Genomic DNA, 2,089 nt, shown 5'->3' with positions numbered 1-2,089 from the left:
CCCCGTGTGGGGTGCACCGCCCGTCAGGCCGACCGTCAGGTCGAAGGGACCGCGTCAGTGCGCGCCGCCCTGCGCCTCAAGGCGCTTGTAGGAGGCCTCGATCTCGGCCTCGGCCTCGGCCCGGCCGACCCAGTTGGCGCCCTCGACGGACTTGCCGGGCTCCAGGTCCTTGTAGACCTCGAAGAAGTGCTGGATCTCCAGGCGGTCGAACTCCGACACGTGGTGGATGTCCCGCAGGTGCTCCACGCGCGGGTCGGAAGCCGGGACGCAGAGCAGCTTGTCGTCGCCGCCGGCCTCGTCCGTCATCCGGAACATGCCGATGGCGCGGCACTTGATCAGGCAGCCGGGGAAGGTGGGCTCGTCCAGGATGACCAGGGCGTCCAGCGGGTCGCCGTCCTCGCCCAGGGTGTTCTCGACGAAGCCGTAGTCGGCGGGGTAGCTGGTCGAGGTGAAGAGGCGCCGGTCCAGACGGATCCGGCCGGTCTCGTGGTCCACCTCGTACTTGTTCCGCGACCCCTTCGGGATCTCGATGGTGACGTCGAACTCCACGGGTGGCACTCCTCCATGATCAACACATATGTCGGTGACGCGGCTATGCGCAGTGATTAAGTGTCCCCTACGCAGGTGTGTGATCGCGAAAGGGGCTGGTCAAGGGTGCCCGACAGAGGAACATGGCAGCTCACGGCAGGTGCGGCCGTGGTCGGCCTGGCCATCGCGGCCGCAGTGGTGACCGCGGCCGGCCCCTGGGACACCGGTCAGCGTAAGGCCGAGCGGGACCGGGCCGCTGCGCTCAGCCGTACAGGTGGCGCACATCACCAGCCGGCGGGGCGGGCACGGACCGCGGCCGAGGCCCCCGGGCCCGCACCCGCGCCGAGCGCCCCCGGCGTCCTCTCCGCGGCGTCGGCCCCCGCGATCCCGCCCGCGTCCGTTGCCGAGGCCCTCGCCCCGCTGATGGACGACCCGCGGCTCGGTCCGGTCCGTACCGCCTCGGTCGTCGACGTCGCCACGGGCAAGCAGCTGTACGGGCGGGGCGCGAGCACTCCCATGACGCCGGCCTCGACCGTCAAGATCGCCACGGCGGCCGCGGCGCTCTCCGCCACCGGTCCCGGCCACCGCATCCCCACCACGGTCGTCGCCGCGCCGGACTTCCGTGGGATCACGCTGGTCGGCGGCGGCGACCCGACGCTCGACATGCCCCGGCTGCGCGCCCTGGCCGACGGCACCGCGCGCGCCCTGCGCGACCGGGGCGTCAGCACGATTCGACTGGCGTACGACACCTCGCTGTACACGGGGCCCGCTGTGCACCCCATCGGCCGCAACAACGACAACATCGCCCCCGTCAGCCCCCTGATGGTCAATGAGGGACGGCTCGACGACTCGACGCGCGGCACCGCGGACCGCAGCCAGGCCCCGGCGCTCGATGCCGCAGTCGCGTTCGTCGGGCTGCTCAGCGAGCGCGGCGTCAACACGGAGGCGGGCCCCACCTCGGCCAAGGCCCCCGCCAAAGCCGTTCCCCTCGCCAGGACGTACTCCGCGCCGGTGTCCGCACTCGTCGAACGGATGCTGACCAACAGCGACAACGACATCGCCGAGGCCCTGGCCCGGCAGACCGCGATCGCCTCGGGCCGCCCGGCGAGCTTCGCCGGAGCGGAGGCCGCCGTCGCCGAACGGCTCAAGCGGCTCGAACTCCCCGTGGCAGGAGCCCGGTTCGCCGACGGCAGCGGGCTCAGCCGTGCGGACAAGGTCTCCGCGGCCTTCCTCACCACCCTCCTCGCCCGCTCCGCCGACCCCGCCCGCCCGCAGCTCCGCCCGGTCCTCACGGGCCTTCCGGTCGCCGGCTTCACCGGCACCCTCAGCGGGCGCTCCGCGGCGGGTTCCGCCGGTCTCGTACGGGCCAAGACCGGCACCCTCACCGGCGTGGACACCCTCGCCGGAACGGTCGTCTCCGCCGACGGCCGACTGCTCGCCTTCGCCTTCCTGGCCGGCGGCACCCCATCCGCGGAAGCCGCCCGCCCGGCCCTGGACCGCCTCGCGGCCGCACTCGTCCCCTGACGGGCCCCGGGATCAACACCTCGGCGTGCCTCTGGAT

General features: G+C 73.1%; 2 protein-coding genes. One reads left to right on the top strand and one right to left on the bottom strand.

The features are described 5' to 3' along the window. Positions 1-54: 54 nt before the first annotated feature. Positions 55-549, bottom strand: a complete 495-nt coding sequence (locus ACWGI8_RS43405; protein ID WP_019888410.1) for an inorganic diphosphatase — start codon at positions 547-549, stop codon at positions 55-57. 105 nt (positions 550-654) lie between these two features. Here ACWGI8_RS43405 and dacB point away from each other — a divergent pair, with 105 nt between their 5' ends. Continuing rightward, positions 655-2,052 (top strand): D-alanyl-D-alanine carboxypeptidase/D-alanyl-D-alanine endopeptidase, encoded by a 1,398-nt coding sequence (dacB, locus tag ACWGI8_RS43400; RefSeq protein ID WP_453669030.1) that lies wholly within the window; start codon positions 655-657, stop codon positions 2,050-2,052. The last annotated feature ends 37 nt before the right edge of the window (positions 2,053-2,089 follow it).

The organism is Streptomyces sp. NPDC054841 (assembly GCF_053611045.1).
This window is presented reverse-complemented; position numbering and strand designations above follow the sequence as displayed.